Consider the following 21,985-nt stretch of genomic DNA (forward strand, 5'->3'; position numbering starts at 1 on the left):
CACATGGTGCAGGCGCACGAGGTGCCGGGTCGGTTCCGGCTACCTTCCCATGAGTTTTTCGACGTCGGCGAGCTCCGACTCGGTGAGCGGCCCGTGGGCGAGCGCGCCGGCGTTCTCCTCGACCTGCGCGACGGTGCGGCAGCCCGGGATCGGCACGGTCCGGCCGCTGTACGCCCACAGCCACGCAAGCGCACCCTGGGCGAGGGTCCGGCCACCGGACGTCAGGACGTCACGGACGGCGTCGATCCTGTTCAGGAACTCCGCCGCCGGCCGGCCGCCGGTGAAGTAGGTCATCCACTCGGGGCTGAGCCCGCGGACGTCGTCCTCCGGCAGCTTCGACTCGGCGGTATACCTGCCGCCGAGCAGACCCATCGCGAGCGGCCCGCGGATGATGACGCCGAGGTCGTGCCGGTCGGCGACGGGGATCACGCCGAACGACCCCCGCAGCACCGAGAGGTCCGCCTGGATCGTGGTGCAGTGGACGCCGGCCTCGGCGAACGCGGTCGCCCGCTCCGGGAAGTCGGTGCTCCACCCGTACGCGCGGACCAGGCCCTGCTCCACGAGCGCCTCGAGGGCCGGGATCAGGTCCAGCGCCTGCGGGATCGGCAGGCCGTTGATGTGCAGCTGGTACAGGTCGATGTAGTCCGTGCCGAGCCGCCGCAGCGACTCCCGGACGGCCCGCCCGACCCCCTCGGGCGTGCCGTCGTCGGGGCCGACCTGGCGGGTCTGCTCGTCGAACGTGGCGCCGAACTTCGTGGCGATGACCGCCTGGTCCCGTCGTCCGTGCAGGGCCGTGGCCAGGATCTTCTCGCTGTGCCCGGCGCCGTAGACGTTGGCGGTGTCGAAGAACGTGACGCCCAGGTCGAGCGCCCTGCGGATCGCCCGGATCGACTCGTCGTCGTCGACCTCGCCCCAGCCGAGCGGCTGGTCCCCGGCCCAGAAGGGCCCGCCGATCGCCCAGCAGCCGATCCCCAGCGCGCTGACCTCGATGCCGCTGCGGCCCAGTTTCCTCGTTTCCGTCATGGTCGTCAGGCTGCCAGCTGGAGCGCGCTCCAGGTCAACTCGCGCAGCTCCACGTGACCGCGACCGGCTCCGCTCAACTCGTGCAGCTCCACGTGACCGCGACCGGCTCCGCTCAACTCGTGCAGCTCCAGGTGACCGCGACCGGCTCCGCGCTCATCGTGCTGCCTCGGCTGGACAGGTATCCGGCGACGACCGTCCCGTCGTCGCTGAGCGCCTCGACGGTCAGCATCGCCGTCTTCTCGTCGTACCCGGCCGGCAGCGGCAGCTGCTGCGTGGTGCCGTCGGGCGCGACGATCGTCTGATCACCGGCGATCCGGCCCTGGGCGTTGACCACCCACATCAGGCCGTCCGTCGTGTCGAACCGGCCGGTGCGCAGGTTCCACCGCGGCGCACCGATGAACCGGCCGCCGCGGGCCGGCTCGTCGTGCCCGGCCCAGCCGACCACCCAGCCGTCCCGGATCCCCTTGGCGCTGTATGTGGTCGCCGGCTTGCCGTCGACCTGCGGCCGCGGCAGTTGCTGGACGGTGCCCGACGGCGACCAGACGTAGCCCAGGTCCGCCTTCGCCCCGCCGCCGGCTGGGGCGCCGAACAGGGTGCCGACCACGGTGCCGTCCTCGTCGATGCCGCTCGCCTTGCCGGTCATGCCCTTCGCCGGCGTCGCCAGCATCGTCGGCTGCGCGTCCGGCGACGCCCACATCGCCGCCCTGCCCTGCACCGACCCGACGATGACCTCCCGTTCGTTGATCGCGAACGCCTGGGCGTCGGTGCCGGCGAGCTTGCTGAACTTCCCGTCCTTGTACACCCACGCCGTGGTCGTGTCGGCGGTGGTGAAGCTGGTGCCGACGAGCACACCCTTGGAGGTGGCGTCGTACAGCGTCGGGTCGTCGCCCGGCATGGGCACCTTCCGCAGCTGCCGGTCCTCCCACACGACGGTCGATGGGTGCCCGCTCTCGTAGGTGCGGCCGACGATGTACCTGCCGGTGGGGTCGGACCCGCTGACGACCGCCTTCCCCTCGGCGAGCTTCTGCACCTCGCACCCTTTGGGGCCGGTGCTCCGGCTCGGTTCCTGGTTGGGGCTCGTGCCCGTCACGGGTGGCTTGTCCGCTCCGCCGTCCGTCACCGCGGCCCATCCGGCGACCGCCACGATGACGGCCGTGGCGCCGGCGCCCGCGATCCGCACCCGCCGGTGGTGCCGGTCCCCGTCGGCCATCGCCCGCGCGACGTCCACCGTGGACGGTCCCATCGGCCGCCCACCGGCCAGCGGCCGCAGCAGCGCCGCACCTTCCTGTTCGTGCTCGTGCTCGTGCACCGTCATCGTCCTTTCCGCATCTCGGCCGGTTCGGCCTCCTCGACGTACCTGCGCAACGTCGCCAGCCCGCGGGCGGTCTGGCTCTTGACCGTGCCGGGCGAGCAGTCGAGCATCGCGGCGACCTCGTCCACCGGCAGGTCGCACAGGAACCGCAGCACCAGCACCGCCCGCTGCCTGCGCGGCACCCGGGCGAGCGCGGCCCGCAGCACGACGGCCTCCTCGACCCGCTCCGCGGCCGCGCTCCGCGGGTCCGGCGCGTCGGGCGGCTCCGCCGTCAACCCGACCCGGAACCAGCTCCGCCGCCGCTCGTCGACGAACCCGCGGACGACCATCGTCCGCACGTACTGGTCCAGGTGCTCGACGTCCCGGATCCGCTGCCACTTGACGTACAGCTTGGTGATCGCCTGCTGCACGAGATCGTCGGCGCGGTGCTCGTCCCCGCACAGGATGTACGCCAGCCTGCGCAACGACGGCATAGCGCCCGTCACGTACTCGACGTACTCGCGCTTCGCCTCGGCCCGCATGCCCGCCCTCCCTGGTGTCGCGACTTCAACGCGCCCCGCCCCGCTCCCGGTTGCACGGTTTCCGCCGGAAGTTTCAGCCCCACAGCCGGCAGTCCAGGTGGGTAACACCCTGGCCCACGATGATCGTCGGCTCCTCGAACCTCGCGAGCTTTCCGGCATGTACGAGCTCGCGGAGCACCCGGACACCACCGCCGAGCACCACCGGGACCAGGTCGATCCGCAGCTCGTCCAGCGTCACTGCAGACTCGAACACTGCCGCGCCGACCCCACCACCCCCGTCAGCACGCTCGCCGTCGACCACCGCCGGCGCCCAACGACCGGGTTGACACGAACGACACCGCCACACCTGGGTCGACCTCCCCGACGCCCCCTACTCAGTCGACGGGAACGACGCCGCCACAGCCGGTCGACCGCCCCGACTGCCACCGTCTGAAGCGAGCAACACCTCCGCAAATGGTCAACCGCTCCCGGGCCCTCACCATCCCGGTTGACGCGAACAACGCCACCGCAACCGCGCCCACCACATCCATTGGCGCGGTGCCCACCGGCACCGTTGCCGAAGAAACGGCTCCGCTCGCGACGGCATCTCAAACTCATCCACCACTGCGACGGACACACCCGAGCCGCCTCATAGCCGGACCACGCCAAGCCCAGCCCCACCCGAACCAGCCCACGCCGCAACCGGACCGCATCAAGCCCAGCCGCGCCGAACCAGCCCACACCAGGCCGCGCCGAGCCGGGCCGGGCCGCGTCGCGGTGGGCGGACCGCGCCGGGGCGGAGCAGTTGGGAGAGGTCAGGCGGGGCGGACGTCGAGGCCTAAGGCGACCGCGATCATCGCCGCCTGGTCGGTCGTGATGATGGCGTTGCGGAGCTCGGTGGTCAGGGGGTCGAGGCCGGACAGGTCGCTGCCGCGCAGGTCGCAGCGGGTGAGGTCGGCCTTCTGGAGGGCGGCGCCGGAGAGGTCGACGTCGCGGAAGGTGGCGCCCTCGCAGCGGGCGGCGGTCAGGTCGGCCTCGCGCATGCGGACGCCGGTGAACTCGGCGCTGGTGAGCTTCGCGGCGGGCAGGGCGACGAACGACCAGTCGCCCCCTTCGACCTTCAGCAGCTCGAAGGTGCAGCGGTCGAAGGCGCTGCCGACCAGCTTGCAGCGGGTGAAGGTGGCGTCGAAGAAGTTGCAGCCGACGAACGTGCAGTTGAGGAACGCGACGTCGGTCTGCACGGAGCAGTTGAACCTGACGTTGGTGAACGTGCACTCGGTGAAGACCGACCGCTCGTTGGTCGCCTCGCACATGTCGACGTCGACGAACGCGACCCCGGAGTGCTCCAGGCCGACGGCGTGGTGGTCGGTCCAGTCGTCGTCGTAGATCGTGGTGTGGGTCAGTGGTCGCCGCTCAGCCATGCCCCACCTTCTCACCCAGGTACGACAAAAAACGTCGTGAGGCGGCCGGCGTCGTACAGGTGGAATGCCAGCGCGGGTGGCGCGGAGCGGTCCAGGCCGCCGTCACCCTCCCATGGGAGGACCAGCGTCGATGCCACACCGGGGGCGGACAGCACGGGTACACCGGCGAAGACGCCGGCGGTGGCGCTGTGGACGTGCCCGCACAGCAGCGCGAGGACGTTGGGGTGCCGGGCGATGACCTCGGCGAGCCGGGCGGCCCCGAACTGGCGCACGCGGTCGGCGGACGGATGGCCGATCTTCACCGGCGGGTGGTGGAAGCACACGAGGGACGGTGCGCCCTCCGCCAGGACGTCGTCGAGCCACGCCAGCGTCTCGTCCGCCAGCCAGCCGTCGTCGCGCCCCGGGATCGACGAGTCGCACAGCGCGAACAGCAGGTCGCCGACCCGCGCGACCTGGTCGACGGGCCCGGCGCCGGCGGCGGCCACGTAGCGGCGGAACTCGGGCCGCGAGTCGTGATTCCCGGGCGTCTGCAGCAGCGGTACGCCGAGCCGTCGCAGCACCGTCGCGGCCGAATACTCCGACGCCCGCCCGTGATCCGCCACGTCGCCCGTGACCAGCACGGCGTCGACGGGCCGGCGCAGGCGCTCCAGGTAGGACAGCACCCGCTCCGCCCGCTCGGCGCTGCGCCCGCCGTCACCGTCGTCGAAGTGGGTGTCGCTGACGTGCGCGATGAGGGTCACCGCCCGACGGTACGACCGCCGCCGACCCTCCTTCGAGATCCAATCGCACCGGCGCGGCCCACACCCGTGGTGCCCGCCGCCCGACGAGCCGGAGATCGACTGGTTCCTGGGTATCGTGGTTTGGGTGATCGAGCTGTTGTTCGAGCCGGGGGACCTGGCGCGGCTGCGGTTCGCGCGCTCGCCCATGCAGGAGCTCGTGAGCAGCGTGCGGGTCGCCGATCACGCCGAGCGGGTGCGGATGCATCAGCCGTGGGTCAGGTCGGTGCGAGGGGGCGTGTCGGCGCTGCGGCTGGAGCTGCTGCGGGCGGTGCTGGGCGATCGGCGGTACGTGCCGGAGTTCCTGGCGCCGGCGCCGGACCGGATGGACACCAGGTTCGGCGACGAGCTGGCGCGGGTGCGCAGCACCCCGGGTGAGGTGGTGCGGGCGCAGCTGGACCTGCTCGGCAGGCCGCTGCCTGAGGCGTTGCTGCCGTTGTACGAGGACCCGGAGCGCCATCTGGGGCGGCTGGCGGCGGAGATCCAGGCGTACTGGCAGGTCGCGATCGAGCCGGTCTGGTCGCGGCTGGCCGGGCTGCTCGACGCCGAGATCGGGCATCGCGCGGATCAGCTGACGTCGGGCGGCATCGTACGGCTGCTGGGAAACCTGCATCCGGAGCTGGAGTACGCCGAGGACGCGCTCCGGGTCCTCTGGCCGACGTGGCAGTCGCGGAACCGGTTGGAGGGTGCGGGGTTGCTGCTGGTGCCGTGCGTGTTCGCGTGGCCGTCGCTGCTGGTCGACACCGGCCCGGAGTGCCCGGCGCTGATCTACAGCCCGCGCGGCGTGGGGCAGGTGTGGGAGGGCGCGGCCCGGGTGGCGGTGCCACCGGTCGCCGACCTGCTCGGGCGCAGCCGGGCGGCGCTGCTGGTGAAGCTCGACCTTCCGCTGTCCACCACGCAGGTCGCGCGGGATCTGGGGCTGAGCGCGGCGTCGGTCAGCGAGCACCTGTCGGTGCTGCGCCGGTCGGGGCTGGTCACGTCCAGGCGGTCGGGGCGGCAGGTCCTCTACCAGCGCACGGCCCTCGGCACCGACCTCCTGGGAGCAGCCACGATTCGGTGACGACCGAATCGTGGAGCCGCCGCCGCGGCCGCGCCCACCATGTCGGAAGACATGAAGGAGGCCCACATGCGTGTGGTGAAGACGCTGGTCATGGCGGCGGCGATCGTGGCGATGACGGCAGGGACGGCGGCTGCTTCGAGCGGCACCGGTGGTTGGGAGCCGACGAGCACGCCGCCGTTCGTCATCCCGGCCGGCGAGGTGTGCCAGTTCGAGGTGAAGGGCGACATCGTCCGGGACCAGGAGCGGATGCGCACGCCCGCCACCTATCCCGACGGCTCGCCGAAGGTGCAGGATTTCGCCGGTGTACTGGTGATCCGCTACACGAACACGAGCAACCACAAGTCGGTCGTGCGGGACGCCACCGGAACGATCCGCGTGTACTACCTGGAGGACGGCACCCGGATCCTGCAGCTGCACGGCAACAACGCCCTGCCGGTCAAGGCGGCCAACGTCGGCTTCCCCGGCGGCGACTACATCACCCACGGCGACTTCGTCGTGATCAGGCACCCGGACGGCAACCGCGAGGTCCCGGTCCAGCTCGGCACGATGGAGAACCTCTGCCGGACCCTCGCGTAAAGCACAGCGAACGAAGGGCCCCCGCCGTGTGGCGGGGGCCCTTCTGGGTGGAACTAGAGCGCCGGGTAGGCGTTCGTCATCAGCTGCTGGAACTGGGCCGAGAACCAGGCACCGGAGACCGGGGCGTTGGGCAGGGCGCCACTCATGCTGTTGCCGTTGCGGCCGTTACCGGTGTAGGTCGGGTCGCACATCCCGTCGAAGCCCTTGCCGCCCGGGTTGTTCGGGCCGGTGGGGATCAGCGAGCTGGAGCCGTCGGACTCGCCCGGGGGCTTGATCCAGACGTACGCGTCGATACCGGCGGCCGGGGTCGCCCGCGGACGCTCGCCGAGGCCGGCACCGGACTGGTTGCACCAGTTACCGGCGTGGATGCGGCGGTCGATGCGGGACGCGTTGACCCAGGTGTTCATGTCGGTCGAGGTGCTCGCCGCGGTCGGCCGGGCGGAGCCGCCCCAGCCGTTGCGGGAGGTGTCGATCAGCATGCCGATGTTGCTGTTGAAGCCGAGCGAGACCAGCTTCGTGCGGAACGCCTGCGCGAAGGAGAGCTCGTCGGTGTAGTAGTTCCAGTCGACCCACTTGGACTGCCGGACCGACTGGCCGCCGACGGTGGCGTTGATGGTGACGAACGGCTCGACCAGCGCCGAGTAGTTCGCGGTGTTGGTGATGAAGCCGTCGACGGTGGCGAAGCCGCCGGTGGCACCCTGCGCCACCTGGGCGAAGAGCTGCGCGGCGGGGCCGAAGTTGCTGTCCCAGCCGAGCCAGCCGTGGTGCGCGGCGTCGATGTAGTTGTAGGTGTTGGTGCCGGCGGCGTGCAGCTTGCTCAGGGCGTACTGGATGCCCGTGGAGTAGTTGCCGTTGGCCTTCATGACCGCGCAGGCCGCGGTCGCGCCGGCCTCACCGCCCGCGTTGGTGACGATGTTGGGCAGCGAGTCGATCTCGACGATGTTGACGATGCGGATCGACTTGTACTTCGGGTCGGCCTCGATCGCGGCGATCGGGTCGATGTACTCGGTCTTGTACCGGTCGATCTCTGTCGGGCCGAGCTCGCCGTTGGAGGCCAGCGCGGCGCAGTCACGGCCGGGCAGGTTGTAGATGACGAACTGCGCGAGCGTGGCGCCCTGGGCGAGCGCGTTGTCGAGGTGCTTGCGCATGCTCGTCGTGTAGCCAGAGCCCGCCGGCGCGGTGATGGCGGCGATCGTGTCCAGCCAGACGCCGGTCGGCTGGTTGGAGACCCGGCTGCCACCGGGCTCGGCGGCGGCCTTGGCGGACCAGTCCGGGTTCACGTAGACCTTGGCGCCGACGTACGGGTTGTCGACGTGCGTCGGGTCGTTGCCACCGGTGGTGACGGTGATCGGGACCGCGGTGCTGGTGGTCGACAGGTTCGCCGCGTTGTACGCCTTGGCGGTCAGCGAGTACGAGCCGGCGGCGACGTTGGTCCAGCTGTAGTTGTACGGCGAGCTGGTGTCGGTGCCGAGCAGCGTCGAGCCGTTGTAGAACTCGACCTTGCTGATCGTGCTGCCGGACGAGGTCGCGGTCGCGGCCAGGCTCACCGTGGCGGGCGCGGTGAACGAGGAGCCGGACGACGGGCTGGTCAGCGACACGACCGGAGCGGTCGGGTTCTGCGACTGGGACTGCGACTGCGACGGCGACGGGCTGGTCGGGTTGCCCGTGCACGCCACGCCGTTCACCGTGAAGTTGGTGCCGGCCGGGTTGGCGCTGCTCCAGCTGCCGTTGAACCCGAAGGAGATGACCCCGCCGGTGGCGACGGTGCCGTTGTAGCTCAGGTTCGTGGCGCTGACGTGCGTGCCCGTCTGGGTCTTGTTGGCGTTCCAGATCTGCGAAATGGTCTGGGACGCGTTGCCGAAGTCCCAGCCGACGTTCCAGCTGGTGAGCGGGTCGCCGAGGTTCGTGACGTCGACCTGGGCACCGAAACCGCCGGGCCACTGGTTGGTGATCGTGTACTTGGCCGAGCAACCGGCCGCCGCGAACGCCTGGTTCGCGATCAAAACGGTACCCCCGGCCGCCACGACTGCGGCGGCCGATATGAGGGCGAGCTTGCGCCTCATCGAGTCTCCTTACTTGGTGTTGCGGCTGATGCGTCACACGGTCCGCACCGGCCCGTCACCCCGTCAAGGCGATCAATCGCGGGGGTGCCGCCCACCTCGTGCGGAATCGGAAAGGAGCCTGAAACTTTCGCCACGAACCCCCGTCCCACCAGCCTGTTCATGGCCGGCGCGGGCACGGTCCGAGCTCCCGCCGACCACCGGCACGGCGGTTCCGCATTGAGTCTCGTGAATACCTTGGTACGGATGGTGCGGTTACCCGAACCCGGAGGCTCGTGGCAGCACCGATGCCCCGCGGACCCGCCTCGACCAGGCTCGACGGCATGGAACCGGTCCTGGCACTCGAGAACGTCGCCCGCGTCTTCCCCCGCGGCGTCACCGCGCTCCGGCAGGTGTCGCTGACCGTCGGCGCCGGAGAGTTCGTCGCCGTCATGGGGGCGACCGGCTCGGGCAAGAGCACGCTGTTGCACTGCGCCGCCGGGCTGGACCGGCCGACGTCCGGCTCGGTCCGGCTGGCCGGACGCGAGATCAGCAGGATGCGGGAGGGGCCGCTCACCCGTTGGCGGCGCGACCGGGTGGGCTTCGTCTTCCAGTCGTACAACCTGCTGTCCGAGCTCACCGTCCGGCAGAACCTCGCGCTGCCCGGGCGGCTCGGCGCGCCCCGCCGGCGCGGCATCGAGGAGGTGCTGGCGGCGGTCGGCCTCGACGGCACGGGGCGGCGGCCCGTCGGCGAGCTCTCCGGCGGCCAGCGCCAGCGGGTGGCGATCGCCCGCGCCCTGGTCACCGGGCCGTCAGTGATCTTCGCGGACGAGCCCACGGGCGCCCTCGACCCGGCCACCGGCGGCCAGATCCTCGGCCTGCTGCGCCGGGCCGCCGACCGGGACGGCGTGACCGTGCTGATGGTGACCCACGACCCCGCGGCCGCCGCGTGGAGCGACCGCCTCGTGCTGCTCCGCGGCGGCGCGGTCGCCGCCGACACGGCGACCCCGGACGCGCCCACCATCGCCGGCCGCCTCCAGAGCGTGTCGGCGGGGGCGATCGCATGATCCGGCAGGCGCTGCGCGCCAACCCGTGGTCGTTCCTCGGGCCGTTCACGACCCAGCTGCTGGCCGCCGCCCTCGTCACGGCCGGGCTCGGCATCACCGCCTCGATCGACCGGGCACCGCTGGACGCGGCCGCACGGCAGGCGCTGACCGGCAGCGGCATCGCCGACATGGCGGTCATCTTCGTCATGATCGCGATCTACCTGTCGGTGGTCATCGTCGGCGTGACGATGACCGCCACCATCGCCCAGCAGGCCCGCGACATCGCCCTGGTACGAGCGGTCGGCGCCACCCCGGGCAGGGTCCGCCGCTCGGTGGCCGCCCAGGCGGCGGTCGTCGCCGTGCCCGCGACGCTGCTCGGCGTGCCGCTGGGCGGCGCCGGCGGCCGCGCCTGGATCGACGGGGTCGTCACGCACGGCTTCGCCCCGCCCGCGGTGACGTTCCACCCGCACCCGGCCGCGCTCCCGGTCGCCCTCGTGGTCACGGTAGGCACGTCGCTGCTCGGCGCGCTGGTCGCGGCGGTCCGGCCGTCCCGGATCCGGCCCGCCGCGGCCCTCGCGGAGTCGGGCGCGCCGCGGCGGCGGACCGGCGTCGTGCGCACCGCCGCCGGGCTCGTCCTGGTCGCGGGCGGCGCGGGGCTGTCCGCCGCGATCGCCGACCTGGACGCGGAGACCACCGACGCGCTGGGGCTCTTCGTCATGCTCGCCCTCTGTGTCGGGGCGGGCCTGCTCGGCCCGGCGCTGCTCAAGGTCACCGCGCTGGCGGGACGGCTGTTCGGCGACACCGGCCGGCTCGCGGGCGACGCCATCGCCGTCCGGGCGAAGGCCTTGTCCGGGGCATTGGTGCCGCTCACCCTCGCCATCGCCTTCACCGCCGTCAAGGTGGTCATGTTCAAGACGGCCGAGCGGCTCACCGGTACACCGGCCGCAGACGCCGACAGATGGCTGGAGTATTCGGGGACGGCCGTCTACGTCGGCTTCGCGGCGGTGGCGGCGGTCAACACCCTCGTCACGGTGATCCTCGACCGCCGCCGGGACCTGGCGGTCACCCGGCTCGCCGGGGCGACCCGCGGGCGCGCGCTGGCGGCCGTCGTCTGCGAGGCTCTGCTGGTGACCGGGACGGCGCTGGTGGTCGGGGCGGCGGTGGCCGCGACGACGACCCTGCCGTTGCTGCACACCGCGCTGGGCACCTGGCGGCCGTGGCTGCCGGCGAGCTGGCTGCTGACCGGCGTGCTCGGCACGGCCGCCCTGGTCCTCGCCGGCACCGCGCTGCCCGCCGCCCTGGCGATGCGCCGGCCGCCGATCGAGACGGTGCGGTGACCGTGCTGACGGCCTGGCTGACCCGCCGGGCCTGGCGGGAGCTGGCGTATCTGGTCTCCGGGGTGTTCGCCGGCCTGCCGCCGGTCGTCCTCGCCCTGGTCGGCGTCGTCGCCACCGCCGCGTCGGTGCTGACCGTGGGCCTGCCGCTGCTGGTCGTGGTGCTGGCGGTCGCCCGGCGCCTCCCGCGGTACTTCCGGGGGCCGGCGCGGCGGCTGCTCGGCTGGGAGTGGAGCGACCCGCCGCCGCTGCCGGGCCGCACCGTGTGGCAGCGGATCCGGGCGCTGCCGGCCGACCCCACGGCCTGGCGGGCGCTCCTGTACGGCGTCGCCCACTGGCCACTCATGGTCGCCGGGGCGTACCCCGGGCTGATCTGCCTGGTGCTCGCACCGGTCGCCGTCACCTGTCCGCTGTGGTGGCCGCTGGTGCCGGACGGCCGGCGGGCCCTGGACACCATCACCTGGTCGGGCACCTGGTGGATCGCGTTGCAGGGCGCGGCGCTCCTGCTCGCGACGCCCTGGTGGCTGCGCCTGATGGTGCTGCTCGACCGGCTCCTCGTGCGCGGGCTGCTGCACCCCACCCGCTCGCAGCGGCGCATCGCCGAGCTGGAGGCGGGGCGGGCGGCCCTGCAGTCCGACGCGGCGGCGCTGCTGCGCCGGGTGGAGCGCGACCTGCACGACGGCACGCAGGCCCGGCTCGTCGCCCTCGGCCTGACCCTGGCGCGGATCGAGCACCGCAGCACCCAGGAGACGGTCCGGGAGCTGGCGGCCGGCGCGCGGGGCACGGTCACGGAGGCCCTCGCGGAGCTGCGCGACATCGTCCGCGGCATGCACCCGCCCGCCCTGGACGACGGCCTCGACGTCGCCCTGGCCACCCTCGCGGCGCGCAGCGCCGTCCCCGCGGGCGTGAGCGTGTCGCTGGCCACCCGCCCACCGGACGCGACGGCGTCGGCGGTGTACTTCGCCGTGGCCGAGCTGCTGACCAACGTCGCCCGCCACGCCGGCGCCACCCGGGTGCGCATCGACCTGCGCGCCGCGTCCGGCTGCCTGCGCCTGACCGTCACCGACGACGGCCGCGGCGGCGCGGCTGTTCCGGCGGGCTCGGCGGGTCCGGCGGGTCCGGCGGCCGGCACCGGGCTGGCGGGGCTGACGCGACGGGCGGCCGCGCTGGACGGCTCGCTCACCGTGGACTCCCCGGCCGGCGGCCCGACGACCGTCACCATGATCCTTCCCGAACGGCCCTGAGAGGACCTGTCGATGCGCGTGGCCATCGCCGAGGACAACCCGCTGCTGCGCGACGGCATCGCGCTGCTGCTCGCCGAGCACGACATCGAGGTGACGGCCGCGGTCGGCGACGCGGAGGCACTGCTCGCCGCGGTCGCCGCGGACCCACCTGACGCGGCGGTCGTCGACGTGCGGATGCCGCCCGGCCACGTCGACGAAGGACTGCGGGCGGCGCTGGCGATCAGGGCCACGCACCCCGAGGTCGGGGTGCTGGTCTTCTCGCAGTGGGTCGAGACCAGCTACGCCCGCCGGCTCCTCTCCGAGCACGCCGGTCACGTCGGCTACCTGTTGAAGGACCGCATCGTCAGCACCGGCGAGTTCGTCGGCGCGCTGCAACGCGTCGCGGCCGGCGGCACCGCCCTGGACCCCGAGGTCGTCCGGCAGCTGCTCGCCACGCCCGCCGCCGATGCGGGGCTCGCCCGGCTGAGCGACCGGGAGCGGGAGATCCTCGGCCTGCTCGCCGAGGGCCGCTCCAACGTGGCCATCGCCGAGCGCCTGCACCTGGTCGAGCGCAGCGTCGAGAAGCACGTCACCGCCATCTTCACCAAGCTCGACCTGCCGCAGGCCCGCACCGACCACCGGCGGGTGCTGGCCGTCCTGCGTTACCTGAGGTCCTGACGCGTGGCGATGGCAAGGTACGGTATGCGCGCTTGACAGGCGGCTCCGAGCCGGCTGGCTGGCTCAGCGCACCACTCGACAGGAGGCCGGGCACGCTGTGGACCACCAGATCCTGTTCGCCCTCGGCGTCCTCCTCGGCAATGCCGTCGGGTGCCTGCTGGCCGTGTTCTGCCTGGTCCGGATGACCGACCAGCGACGCTCGGCGCGCAGCCGCCTCCTGCTGGTGCTGGTGGCGTCGTGGGCGCTGGTCGAGACCGCCCGCGACGACATGCTCTTCGTCGCCGCCACCGCCATCCACATGAGCGACTACCAGGTCCACTTCTTCCTGGCCCCGAGCATGGTCCTGACCGTGCTCGCGGTGGTGTTCACGGCCGGCGTCCTGTGGCTGGTCGCCAAGCACCCTCATCCAGTGTGGACAGCCGGCGCGGGCACGGCGGTCGGCCTGCTGCTGGGCGTGATGAGCCTGCAGGCGGCGCTCGCCGGGCGCACCAGCTCGGCCCTGTCGATCGACACCGTCAACGCCCTGGTCGTCGCCGCCGGCCTCGGCGTCGCGACAGGCATCTCCGTGTGGCTGGGCACCGGCGCCACCCGCCGGTCCACCATCGCGACCGCCGTCACCCTGCTGGCGATCTGCCTGACGATCGCGCAGTACCGGATCGCCAGCGTGGTGACCACGGACCCGTCCATCCAGGTCGACAGCGACGCCGGCATCGACCCGATCCAGCTGGGCGTGTTCACCGCCGTGGCATTCGGCATCCGAGCCATCGCGCTCACCGTCATGAGCATCGTCGACGAGAGCAGCCTGGAGCCCTCACCGGACCAGGACCTGCTCGCCATCCGCGACCGGCTCTGACCCGACCACGCCCCGCGAGCACGGGGGCGTTCATGACCACCCCATCCATTCAGGAGCGGACATGCGACAGCATGCACTGCGCCGTACCCTGCTCTCCGCAGCGGTGACGGCAGCCACGATCGCCGGCGCGGCGGTCTCCACCACGCCGGCGCACGCCGCGACCGGCACACGTGCCGTCACCGTGGGCGCGGGAGCCACGGTGGTGGACGACGAGCCGCCGACCGGGACGATCTCCGGCAGCCTGCTGAACCGGGACGGCACACCGGCCTGGGCGTACCTCACGGTCTTCGACAGCGCCGAGCAGAACTTCGTCACCAGCGTCAGCGTGCCGTCCAGCGGCGCGTTCACCCTCGATCTGCCGGCCGGCTCGTACAAGCTCAGCTACCGGGTCCGCAACGCGTTCGACCAGTGGTCGGGCGGGAAGACCTCCTACGAGACCGCGGTGCCCGTCGAGGTGACCGCCGGCCAGGCGGTGCAGGTCGTGGAGACGGTGCTGCCGACGGGTTCGGTCGGCGGGCGGTTGACCAAGGCCGACGGCAGCCCGGCGGCGAACGTGGGCGTCACCGCCGGCCAGCCGGGCGGCAGCGGCTCGGGCTGGGCGAGCACCGGCACCGACGGGCGGTATCGCATCGACGACCTGATGCTCGGCGACTACGTCGTCGCGTTCTCCGGGCCCGCGGGGGTCTCGCAGTACGCGCACGGCAAGCTCGACAGCGCCGCGGCCGACCGGTTCACGGTGGCCGACGGGCAGCTGACCACGGTCGACGAGACCTTCCTGCCGACGGGCGCGATCCGGGTCGTCGCGCACGACGCCACGACCGGCGAACCGCTGGAGCACTTCTGTGTGTGGGCGACGAACACCGACAACGCCGGAGGCTGCGCCGCCGGTGCCGAGTTGCTGATCACCGGCCTCTTCGTCGGCAGGTACACACTCAGCGTCAACATCGACGACCGCCTCCACCTGACGGTGCCCTACACGCCGGTCACGGTCACCGCCGGGCAGACCGCGACGATCGACGTGGCCATGCGCCAGGGCGCGTCGATCACCGCCACCATGGCCAGCCGCGACGGCGGCACTGCGGTCGACGGCTGCATCGGCGTGGCGAACGTCGACCAGCCCTACGGCTACGACCCGTACGGCTTCTGCTCGGACGAGCGGCCGGGCCCGACGCCGGGCTCTGTGGTGATCGGTCCGCTGGAGCCGGGCACGTACCAGCTGCTCGCCGACCCGCGCGGTGACGCACTCGGCCTGCAGTGGGTCGGCGCGACCGGCGGCACCGGCGACCGCGATGCCGCCCAGCGGATCACGGTCGCGTCCGGAGACCGGATCACCACGCCGACCATCCAGTTCGACCGGGCCGGCACGGTCCGCGGCAAGGTGACCGACGTCAACACCGGCGCCCCGCTCGCAAGCGTCTGTGTCTCGGTCGTCGCGCTGTCGAGCGGCTTCGCCCCCCAGGGCGGCTGCGCATTCTCGACCGGCGCCGACGGCACGTACAGCATCCCGGGCGTCGGCCCGTACGCGTGGCCGGTGCAGTTCATCGGCCGTGGGTATCAGTGGCGCTGGTCCGGCAACGCGGCGAACCGCCCCGAGGCGACGAAGGTGACGGTGCCCGCCGGCAAGAAGGCCGCCGCGAACATCAAACTGCGCACCGGCGGCGGCACGCTCACCGGCACGGTCCACGACCCGGCCGGCAACCCGCTCAACGCGTACCTGGTCGCGTTCGACGCCCTGTCCGGCGAGGCGGTCCACTCCGGAGACAGCAGCAACCAGTACGGCAACCCGCCCATGACATTCACGATCCCGAACATCGCCCCGCAACAGATCAAGATCTTCTACCAGCTGCCCGACGGCCGTAGCGGCTGGCTCGGCGGTGCCGACCTCGCACACGCCCAGCCGTTCCAGATCCGGAACAACAGAACCCTGACCGTCGACGTCATCGTCCCGTAGCGACGGCGGCCGGGGCCCGCCACGGCGGCCCCCGGCCACGACCTTGCGACGCTCGTAACGGCCGTCCTGACCGCGGAGGGCTTTCTGTGCACACAGTCACCGCCCGGCCCAGACGGCGGCGTCGACATCACGGCAGGACGCGGCCCGCTCGGTCTCGACAGCCCGCGCCTGCTCGCGCAGGTCAAGTCCGGTTCGCAGATCGGCTCTCCTGTCGTCACGCAGCTTCACGGGGTGACGACGACGCACGGAGCCGATCAAGGTCTCCTCGTCGCATGGGGCGGTCTGACCAAACCGGCCCGTGACGCCCTCAAGAACCAGCATCTGCGGGTGCGGGTTTGGGAGGCGTCCGACGTTGTCGATGCCGTGTTGCGCGTCTACGACCGACTGCCCGAAGCAGTACGGGCTCAGCTTCCCCTACGCCGCGTATGGATGCTCGCGGACGGCGGCCTCTGATTCCCTTCGAGGATCGGCTGTCAAGGCCCGGCTTGACCGGGCTGGTTTCAGGTCGGAGGATCGTTGGTGGGGAAGGTTGCCTCGTTTGTCCGCGCCTTGTGCGTGTGACCTGTCATGCCCTGTGTGGGCTTGCTGAGGGGCCTTCCCCGCCTTGGTCTTGCTGCTGCGGCGTCGGCGACAGACGTCCTCGGTCGCCGCGTGGATCTTCCCGGGGAGACCAATGAAGACCTACTCGAACCTGTCCCTGAGACTTTGTGCACTTGGGGCAATCCCTCGCCCGGCATCGGGACAGTCCTGTGACGGTGTAAGCGCCGCTGCGGCACGATTCGCCAAGCGGGGGGCCCGACGGCTGGCTGGCTTCTGCTGCCAGCCGGCGACTTTGCGGTCTTGAGGGTGGAGCGAAGCTCCCCTGCGGGAAGCACCGGTGGAGCTGACGATCGCGTACTTGAACCGGCCTTAGCGCGACGCCACCGTTGGGGGTGCGGGTGGCGTCAGCCCTCATGTCACCGTGCGCCGAGCCAGTGCGCAGACAGCCACAAGTCGTATTGCCACGCGATCCGCGTTGACCCAGCCCACCAGATCGTGCTGGGGCAGGCACCATCCCCGGTCGGCAGCCCCGTCCAGCAGGCCATCGGCGTAGCTGGCCAACGCCGGGAGCGTCGGCCGGCGGTTGTTGCCACCGAGGAGTTCGCGCACCTCGGCGGCGTGCTGGTCCACCTGTGCCAGCAGTCCAGGAATCGCCGCCGCCGCCGCAAGGCCGGCGGCCCCGATCCGCCGGTCAAGCCTGTCGAGCAGCGTCCGCACGGTAGCGAGGTGGGGGGCAGGGACGTTCATGACAACGACCATAGCGGCGAGCTTCCGAGGCCCGGGCGTGCGCCCGCTCTTTGCGGACATCGTCACGGTTCGGCTTCTGACAGCGGCACCTTCCCGCGCGATCTTGAAGTCGCGGTCCCTTCGCCATCGCCGGAACCGCAACCTCAAGATCGCGGAGGAGAAAGTCCTACTGCATCGTGGGCGGGTGCTGGCCGGTCCGCGGTGGCGTCGGCTGCGTCTCGTCGTCCGGTGCGGAAGGACGCGACGGCTGCCGGGTGGCGTGCTGGCCGGTGTTCGGCTCCTGGCGCGCGGACGGGGGCTGCTGGCCGGCGGCGACTGGCGTGCTGGCCGGCTGGGGCGTGGACTCCATCAGCCGTTCGGCATCGCTCCGGCCGGCCGCGTACGCCTTCGGCTGTCCGGAGAGCTGGGTCGACTCGGTTTCCGCGCGGTCCAGCCACCGCTCCCAACGCGCCTGCATCGGCTTCACCAGCCCGCCGCCGACGCCGACGATCAGGATGCCGGCCACGCTGGCCAGGATGGCGACCAGGATCGGGGTCGTGACCGTGGTCGCTACTCCGATCTGGTTGAGCGCGGCGATGATGCCGATGCCGAGAATGAACACGGAGGCGATGGTCGCCACGACTCGACCGTATGAGAGCCCGCCCAATGCGCTGGCCACGATGTCCCGAACCGCGGCAGCGATCGCCGCGGCGATCACGACGATCACGATCGCCACGAAGAGCCGCGGCAGCCAGGCGATCACACCGGCTATGAGGGTGGACACCGCGTTCGGGCCCCAGATACTGAAGGCCAGGTGCAGGGTGATCAGCAGCACCGCGTAGAAGACAAGCTGGGCCACAATGCCCGATGCGCTGTAGCGCGAGCGCGCGATGGTTGTCTTCAGACCGCCACGCTCCACCAGATGGTCGAAGCCGGCCCGCTCCAGCAATTTATCGACCGCCGTGCGCAGCAGACGGGCCACCAGATATCCGACGACCAGGATCAGGATGAACGCGATTGCCCGGGGGACAAAATTCGCTGCGGAGCGGAGAAGGTCATTCAGCCAGGGGCCGATGTCCACGCTTCGGGAGGCAAGGTAGTCGGACATCATGACTCCTCATGGATGAGGCATGGCATGTTACCGGGGTTAAACCGCCTATACCCTCATTAGTACCCTAAAAATCCCCTGTCACCATATGTTCGTCATACCGACTCCGAGATCCCTGCCGCCTGCAGCAGGGCAGGACTGCGACGGTTCCACCAGAACGCAGCGACGAAACGGGCAAGCGGTGCTGCTCGTCATCACCTGATGCCGGCCATGACCGGCCCCCGAGTCGGCGCTTCGGTCTCCAGCAAGCCAGGGCGGGTAAGAAACCACTTCGGCGGCCCCACCCGTCGGGTGAGACCGCCGAAAATCTCCTGTGGAGGTAGCGCTCGCCTACTTGAACCCGTGACGGCCGCGATGGAGACGAGATTTTCATGTCGAGTCTTGCAGATACTGGCCCACCGCAGACGAGAAGACCCCAGTGGGCAATGCCAGCGGCGGGCTCGCCGGTGGCGGCTCGGGCAATGCGGCCAGCCCGGCGATGAACGTCCCACGGTGCGCCGCCGACGACTGGCCCGCCGCGGTGAGCCAGTACCGGTCAGCGGCAACGTCGAACTCGACCAGCCCAGCCGCGGCCAGCCGGCCGAGCCCCGCCACAAGCTCGTCCTCCCGCGGAATCGCATGGTTGAGGTAGTCAGCAGCGGCGATCACCCCACGCAGCGACGACCCCCGTGCCGAGTCCACCCCGCTGATCGACCGCAGAATCCACACGTCCGAGAGCGTCCAGCCTGCTTCCAAGGCGGCCTCCATCTTGGCGGGAACAGGTGGCTGACAAGAGACCTGAAGCCACCAACGGTAAACGAGACCTCACTGGGTGGCCTTCCACAACGGAGCGCCCCGCAACGGGTCTTGAGAGGGCGAGGGTGGAGCGAAGCACTGTTCGTTGAGCCACCAATGCGGAAGACCCAGCTCCTCCGCGACGGCCTTCGCCTCATCCAAGACCACCCCGTGCGGCTGCAGGACAGCATCGATGTCGCGCGTCGCTCGCCGGGCGTCATACGCCAACGCCATCGCGGCACCCCGAACACGTCCAGATCCGCCACCACGCCACGGCGAGCCAAACGCTCGCCCAGCCGGCGGAACGCCGCCTCGACCGCGCCGCCGGTCAACGAGCCACGTATAGCCTGGACCATTCCTGCCAGTCAGCCGGGCCGAAGCTTCGATGCCACCCACGGCCTTGAGGCGGCACGGACGAAGCGAACCTTCACCGACCGAGCACCCCGAAACGGTGTTGAGGGGGCGAGGGTGGAGCGAAGCTCCCCCTGTGGGGAGCACCGGCGCAGCCGGTGCGCGGGGAATCCGGAACCGCCAACGGCGAACGCCCCCTGCGTGAGCAGGGGGCGTTCGGCGGTGGAGGTGCCGGGAATCGAACCCGGGTCCTTCGTTGCTTTGCTAGGGCTTCTCCGAGCGCAGCTCGCTGTGTCTCTACTCGGCCCTACCGATCACGCGAGCGAGTCGGTATGACGGGTCCAGTCGCGATTGATCTCACCGCACGAGCCCCGCGACAGGACTCGGTTGGCCAGCCTTCTAGCTGATGCCGGTGATCGGGTCGAAGGCGAACCCGGACCGACAGATCTCTACCCTTGCTTAGGCAGCGAGAGCGAGATCGGAGCGCTTGTAATTGGCGCTTATACTTTTCCGACGACTGATTCGCGAGACAACGTCGGCTTCCTCGGCTCGCTTCCCCTAACGCGGCGCACAAAGTCGAAACCAGTCACCCCCGCGCGGGTGGTGTTGGCTGCCGCTCCCACGAGCGACTGATCTAGCGTAACGCCTTCCGTCCAGCTTTTCATCCCGATACCTGGGTGCACGGACGACCGTCGATGGTGCAGGTGAGGGGGGCGTTGCGGACGCCGAGGCCTTCGACCTCGAAGCGGAGGGTGGCGGTGCCGCCGGGGCGGACGGTGCGGGTGCTGTCGACCGGGGTGAAGATCGCCTTGAGGCCGGTGCGGGTCATGACGGCGCCGTCGACGTTGCGGACGGTGAGGTCGAGCAGGGGCAGGACGACGGCGACCGTCCAGTCGGTGCTTACGGCGGGGCCGGGGTTGGTGACGGTGACGGTGACCCGGTAGGACGTCAGTGTGAGGTCCTCGGCGCGGCTGCTGGCGGTGAGCTGTGGACCGGACGCGGCCACCACGCTGGGCGCGGCCGTGGCCGACGGCGGCACGGTCGCCGCGGCGGAGCTCGCCGCGACCAGGGCGGGGCGCGGGGACCGCTCGGCCGGCGTGCCCGGCACCGTGGCCTGCACGGGCCCCTCGACCCCGCCGCCGGTGCGCGGCGGCTTGGCCGGGTGCGGCGCGGTGGCCTTGCCGACGAGCAGGGCGATCATCGCGAGCAGCAGCAGGATCGCGGCCGCCGCCGCCACGGCCTGGCTGCGACGGTCGGCGGACCAGTCCCGAGCGGCCGCGACGCGTCGTACCCGCGACATGATGGCGTTTGCGGCAGATGTACCGACGGAGCCCAGCCGACGCACGAAGGCCACCATTCCTGATGGCGTTGTCGATCGGTGGCTGGGCGCGGCAGACGCCATAGCAGTCACCGATGTCGCGGCAGGCGGTGTGGCAGCGGGCGTGGCGGCGTCCCCGGCGACGGGCACGGCCGCGACCCCGGTCGCCCGGGCGCCGAAGACCGCGGCGGCGAAGCCCGGCATGGTGGTCGTCGGACGCGGGCCGGCGGTGGAGCGGGTCTGCGAGCTGAGCCCGGGCGCGGAGCGGCTCGGCGCGTTGGGCTGGCGCGGCAGCCGGTTGAACGGCCCGCCGTCGTTGCGCCGCACGGCCGGCGGAGCGTCGACGGCGGTGACCGGGGCGGATGGCTGGGCGTGCTTCTTCAGGGTCGCCGCGAGCGGGCCCTCGAACAGCTGCTGGTACGTCCTGCGCAGCACCCTGCGCCGCATCGTCCCCTGCGGGCCGAGGAACCCGCTCTGGGTCATCGTGAGCCGGGTGTGTCCGCCGGCCAGCTCGTCGAGGGTCAGCGCGACGACGGTGTGCAGGTTCTCCCCCGACCAGCGCATGACCAGGCGGTGCGCCGTCTCGGTGGTGACGATCTCGCCCTCGATCGGGTCCTCGAGGCCGGCGAGGGCGGTCGCCTGGAACGTGAACGTGCCGTCGTCGCGGACCATGAACCGGGTCGTGGGCAGCCAGTCGGTGACGAGGTGGGCCTCGGTGAGCGCACGCCACACCGCGGACGGTGGGTGCTCGAGGTCGACATCGACCCGAATCTCGGTCACGCACGGACTATATGGCTTGCACGCATTGCTCGCTTGCCTGACGAGCACTACTCAGCCACGCGAGACGATTTACTCGGTTCTACCCTTGTTGCGGCTGCCCATGACGCGAGAGATCTCCCGCTCGGCGTCACGTTTCGCCAGCGACTGGCGCTTGTCGTAGGACTTCTTGCCCCGGGCGAGGCCGATCTCCACCTTGGCCCAACCGTCGGCGAAGTACACCGAGAGCGGCACCAGCGTGAGGCCGCTCTCGCGGACCTTGTTGCCGATGCGGCCGATCTCCTGCCGCTTCAGCAGCAACTTCCGGACGCGACGGGGAGGGTGGTTCGTCCAGGTGCCCATCGTGTATTCGGGGATGTGCATCGCATGGAGGAACACCTCGCCGTCGGAGATCTGCCCGAACGCGTCGACGAGCGAGCAGCGCCCGGCGCGCAGCGACTTGACCTCGGTGCCGGTGAGCACGACGCCGGCCTCGATCGTCTCGAGGATCTCGTAGTCGTGGCGCGCCTTCCGGTTGGACGCGACGACCTTGCGTCCCTTTTCGCGCGGCATCGACCCCTCCACAAATCTTGACAGGAGTATCAGCGTATCGCGCGCGG

The 21,985-nt window shown here is 71.4% G+C and carries 20 protein-coding genes, 1 other RNA gene and 1 pseudogene; 9 read left to right on the forward strand and 13 right to left on the reverse strand.

The window, feature by feature from the left end; all coding sequences use genetic code 11:
• Positions 1–39: 39 nt before the first annotated feature.
• The 6 genes from AB0I21_RS07180 to AB0I21_RS07205 all read right to left on the reverse strand — a co-directional run bounded on the left by AB0I21_RS07180 (position 40) and on the right by AB0I21_RS07205 (position 4,996).
• The gene (locus AB0I21_RS07180) at positions 40–1,023 is read right to left on the reverse strand and encodes an aldo/keto reductase (protein WP_360559508.1); all 984 of its coding nucleotides are present in this window, start codon (positions 1,021–1,023) and stop codon (positions 40–42) included.
• A gap of 112 nt (positions 1,024–1,135) precedes the next feature.
• The gene (locus AB0I21_RS07185) at positions 1,136–2,338 is read right to left on the reverse strand and encodes a hypothetical protein (RefSeq protein ID WP_360559509.1); all 1,203 of its coding nucleotides are present in this window, start codon (positions 2,336–2,338) and stop codon (positions 1,136–1,138) included.
• Positions 2,335–2,856, reverse strand: a complete 522-nt coding sequence (locus tag AB0I21_RS07190) for a SigE family RNA polymerase sigma factor (RefSeq protein ID WP_360559510.1) — start codon at positions 2,854–2,856, stop codon at positions 2,335–2,337. Before AB0I21_RS07190 ends, AB0I21_RS07185 begins: the two co-directional genes overlap by 4 nt.
• 73 nt (positions 2,857–2,929) lie before the next feature.
• The gene (locus tag AB0I21_RS07195) at positions 2,930–3,094 is read right to left on the reverse strand and encodes a hypothetical protein (protein ID WP_360559511.1); all 165 of its coding nucleotides are present in this window, start codon (positions 3,092–3,094) and stop codon (positions 2,930–2,932) included.
• Positions 3,095–3,650: 556 nt separating this feature from the next.
• The gene (locus AB0I21_RS07200) at positions 3,651–4,256 is read right to left on the reverse strand and encodes a pentapeptide repeat-containing protein (protein ID WP_360559512.1); all 606 of its coding nucleotides are present in this window, start codon (positions 4,254–4,256) and stop codon (positions 3,651–3,653) included.
• Between the two features lie 11 nt (positions 4,257–4,267).
• Positions 4,268–4,996: a metallophosphoesterase gene (locus AB0I21_RS07205; RefSeq protein ID WP_360559513.1), complete on the reverse strand. Its 729-nt coding sequence runs from the start codon at positions 4,994–4,996 to the stop codon at positions 4,268–4,270.
• 124 nt (positions 4,997–5,120) lie between these two features.
• Here AB0I21_RS07205 and AB0I21_RS07210 point away from each other — a divergent pair, with 124 nt between their 5' ends.
• Positions 5,121–6,092, forward strand: a complete 972-nt coding sequence (locus tag AB0I21_RS07210; protein WP_360559514.1) for a DUF5937 family protein — start codon at positions 5,121–5,123, stop codon at positions 6,090–6,092.
• Between the two features lie 66 nt (positions 6,093–6,158).
• On the forward strand, positions 6,159–6,668 hold the full coding sequence (locus tag AB0I21_RS07215; RefSeq protein WP_360559515.1) for a hypothetical protein: 510 nt from the start codon (positions 6,159–6,161) through the stop codon (positions 6,666–6,668).
• Between the two features lie 53 nt (positions 6,669–6,721).
• Here the strand turns inward: AB0I21_RS07215 and AB0I21_RS07220 are convergent, their stop codons facing one another.
• Positions 6,722–8,731: a glycoside hydrolase family 6 protein gene (locus tag AB0I21_RS07220; protein ID WP_360559516.1), complete on the reverse strand. Its 2,010-nt coding sequence runs from the start codon at positions 8,729–8,731 to the stop codon at positions 6,722–6,724.
• A 320-nt stretch (positions 8,732–9,051) separates the two neighbouring features.
• Between AB0I21_RS07220 and AB0I21_RS07225 the strand changes: the two genes are divergently transcribed.
• From AB0I21_RS07225 to AB0I21_RS07255, 7 genes and pseudogenes are all read left to right on the forward strand, one after another.
• On the forward strand, positions 9,052–9,774 hold the full coding sequence (locus tag AB0I21_RS07225; protein ID WP_360559517.1) for an ABC transporter ATP-binding protein: 723 nt from the start codon (positions 9,052–9,054) through the stop codon (positions 9,772–9,774).
• Complete coding sequence (locus AB0I21_RS07230) at positions 9,771–11,090, forward strand: ABC transporter permease (protein WP_360559518.1); 1,320 nt, start codon at positions 9,771–9,773, stop codon at positions 11,088–11,090. Before AB0I21_RS07225 ends, AB0I21_RS07230 begins: the two co-directional genes overlap by 4 nt.
• Positions 11,087–12,331: a sensor domain-containing protein gene (locus tag AB0I21_RS07235; protein WP_360559519.1), complete on the forward strand. Its 1,245-nt coding sequence runs from the start codon at positions 11,087–11,089 to the stop codon at positions 12,329–12,331. The genes AB0I21_RS07230 and AB0I21_RS07235 overlap by 4 nt, the downstream gene beginning before the upstream one ends.
• Positions 12,332–12,343: 12 nt before the next feature.
• The gene (locus AB0I21_RS07240; protein ID WP_360559520.1) at positions 12,344–12,988 is read left to right on the forward strand and encodes a response regulator transcription factor; all 645 of its coding nucleotides are present in this window, start codon (positions 12,344–12,346) and stop codon (positions 12,986–12,988) included.
• Between the two features lie 97 nt (positions 12,989–13,085).
• A complete protein-coding gene (locus AB0I21_RS07245) occupies positions 13,086–13,841 on the forward strand; it encodes a hypothetical protein (RefSeq protein WP_360559521.1) in 756 nt (251 codons plus the stop codon).
• 61 nt (positions 13,842–13,902) lie between these two features.
• Positions 13,903–15,792 carry a carboxypeptidase-like regulatory domain-containing protein gene (locus AB0I21_RS07250; RefSeq protein ID WP_360559522.1) on the forward strand — a complete coding sequence of 630 codons (1,890 nt, stop codon included), beginning with the start codon at positions 13,903–13,905 and terminating at the stop codon, positions 15,790–15,792.
• Positions 15,793–15,834: 42 nt separating this feature from the next.
• A pseudogene (locus tag AB0I21_RS07255) lies at positions 15,835–16,245 on the forward strand (restriction endonuclease); the annotation flags it as partial.
• Between the two features lie 498 nt (positions 16,246–16,743).
• Here the strand turns inward: AB0I21_RS07255 and AB0I21_RS07260 are convergent.
• From AB0I21_RS07260 to smpB, 6 genes are all read right to left on the reverse strand, one after another.
• Positions 16,744–17,079, reverse strand: a complete 336-nt coding sequence (locus tag AB0I21_RS07260) for a DUF6401 family natural product biosynthesis protein (protein WP_360559523.1) — start codon at positions 17,077–17,079, stop codon at positions 16,744–16,746.
• 166 nt (positions 17,080–17,245) lie between these two features.
• Positions 17,246–18,166, reverse strand: a complete 921-nt coding sequence (locus AB0I21_RS07265) for a hypothetical protein (protein WP_360559524.1) — start codon at positions 18,164–18,166, stop codon at positions 17,246–17,248.
• A 369-nt stretch (positions 18,167–18,535) separates the two neighbouring features.
• Positions 18,536–18,901, reverse strand: coding sequence for a hypothetical protein (locus AB0I21_RS07270; RefSeq protein ID WP_360559525.1), 366 nt, complete (start codon positions 18,899–18,901; stop codon positions 18,536–18,538).
• A gap of 610 nt (positions 18,902–19,511) precedes the next feature.
• Positions 19,512–19,885, reverse strand: a transfer-messenger RNA (tmRNA) gene (gene ssrA / locus AB0I21_RS07275).
• Between the two features lie 67 nt (positions 19,886–19,952).
• Positions 19,953–21,389, reverse strand: a complete 1,437-nt coding sequence (locus AB0I21_RS07280) for an SRPBCC domain-containing protein (RefSeq protein ID WP_360559526.1) — start codon at positions 21,387–21,389, stop codon at positions 19,953–19,955.
• Between the two features lie 69 nt (positions 21,390–21,458).
• Entirely contained in the window at positions 21,459–21,938 is a 480-nt protein-coding gene (gene smpB / locus AB0I21_RS07285) for an SsrA-binding protein SmpB (RefSeq protein WP_344501593.1), read from the reverse strand.
• Between the last annotated feature and the right edge of the window lie 47 nt (positions 21,939–21,985).

The organism is Dactylosporangium sp. NPDC050588 (assembly GCF_040654975.1).
In the GTDB taxonomy this organism is placed as follows: Bacteria; Actinomycetota; Actinomycetes; order Mycobacteriales; family Micromonosporaceae; genus Dactylosporangium; species Dactylosporangium maewongense.

Excerpts from the sequence above, each read along its gene's own strand:
- AB0I21_RS07180 (WP_360559508.1), bottom strand. The coding sequence starts at position 1,023 with ATGACGGAAACGAGGAAACTGGGCCGCAGCGGCATCGAGGTCAGCGCG.
- AB0I21_RS07185 (WP_360559509.1), bottom strand. The coding sequence starts at position 2,338 with ATGACGGTGCACGAGCACGAGCACGAACAGGAAGGTGCGGCGCTGCTG.
- AB0I21_RS07190 (WP_360559510.1), bottom strand. The coding sequence starts at position 2,856 with ATGCGGGCCGAGGCGAAGCGCGAGTACGTCGAGTACGTGACGGGCGCT.
- AB0I21_RS07200 (WP_360559512.1), bottom strand. The coding sequence starts at position 4,256 with ATGGCTGAGCGGCGACCACTGACCCACACCACGATCTACGACGACGAC.
- AB0I21_RS07215 (WP_360559515.1), top strand. The coding sequence starts at position 6,159 with ATGCGTGTGGTGAAGACGCTGGTCATGGCGGCGGCGATCGTGGCGATG.
- AB0I21_RS07220 (WP_360559516.1), bottom strand. The coding sequence starts at position 8,731 with ATGAGGCGCAAGCTCGCCCTCATATCGGCCGCCGCAGTCGTGGCGGCC.
- AB0I21_RS07225 (WP_360559517.1), top strand. The coding sequence starts at position 9,052 with ATGGAACCGGTCCTGGCACTCGAGAACGTCGCCCGCGTCTTCCCCCGC.
- AB0I21_RS07230 (WP_360559518.1), top strand. The coding sequence starts at position 9,771 with ATGATCCGGCAGGCGCTGCGCGCCAACCCGTGGTCGTTCCTCGGGCCG.
- AB0I21_RS07240 (WP_360559520.1), top strand. The coding sequence starts at position 12,344 with ATGCGCGTGGCCATCGCCGAGGACAACCCGCTGCTGCGCGACGGCATC.
- AB0I21_RS07250 (WP_360559522.1), top strand. The coding sequence starts at position 13,903 with ATGCGACAGCATGCACTGCGCCGTACCCTGCTCTCCGCAGCGGTGACG.
- AB0I21_RS07260 (WP_360559523.1), bottom strand. The coding sequence starts at position 17,079 with ATGAACGTCCCTGCCCCCCACCTCGCTACCGTGCGGACGCTGCTCGAC.
- AB0I21_RS07265 (WP_360559524.1), bottom strand. The coding sequence starts at position 18,166 with ATGTCCGACTACCTTGCCTCCCGAAGCGTGGACATCGGCCCCTGGCTG.
- smpB (WP_344501593.1), bottom strand. The coding sequence starts at position 21,938 with ATGCCGCGCGAAAAGGGACGCAAGGTCGTCGCGTCCAACCGGAAGGCG.